The organism is Escherichia sp. KCJ4928 (assembly GCF_004352695.1).
Lineage (GTDB): Bacteria > Pseudomonadota > Gammaproteobacteria > Enterobacterales > Enterobacteriaceae > ECMA0423.
Genome location: NZ_SJWV01000639.1, coordinates 1 through 391, shown reverse-complemented (window position 1 = coordinate 391; position 391 = coordinate 1). Strand labels below are relative to the sequence as shown.

Below are 391 nucleotides of genomic sequence, written 5' to 3'. Positions count from 1 at the left end.
ATCTCTCCTGTCAGATAATCTGCGAGTTTGTCCGGGTCACGGAAGACGGCAGGACGGATATTCCAGGGAGCCAGTAACGTTGTCATCGTTGTTACGCAGACATCATGTGCCTGCATGATGTGTTCTGTCCGGCAGAGAAGACGGCGAACGATGTTTTCAGCCGGGAGAAACATTTCAGTTAATGCATCTTCGACCAGGATACGCGTCAGGTCGGATACAGAAAGGGAGAGTTGCTCGCTCATTATTCCGAGTGCTTCTCTGACACCCTGCGGATAACGGATCTGCAGGGGAGTGGACTGCAACTGGCGGTTATTGAGCAGAGCTTCGCTAATCCGGGCCCTGTCAATGGAGAGCATCATGCGGGCAGCAATGCCTGTGCTGTTGGGTTTCA

1 pseudogene is annotated in these 391 nt (G+C 52.9%); it reads right to left on the bottom strand.

Features of this window, described 5'->3' with window-relative positions:
* Positions 1-391: pseudogene (locus E0D98_RS26015) on the bottom strand (conjugal transfer protein TraE); the annotation flags it as partial.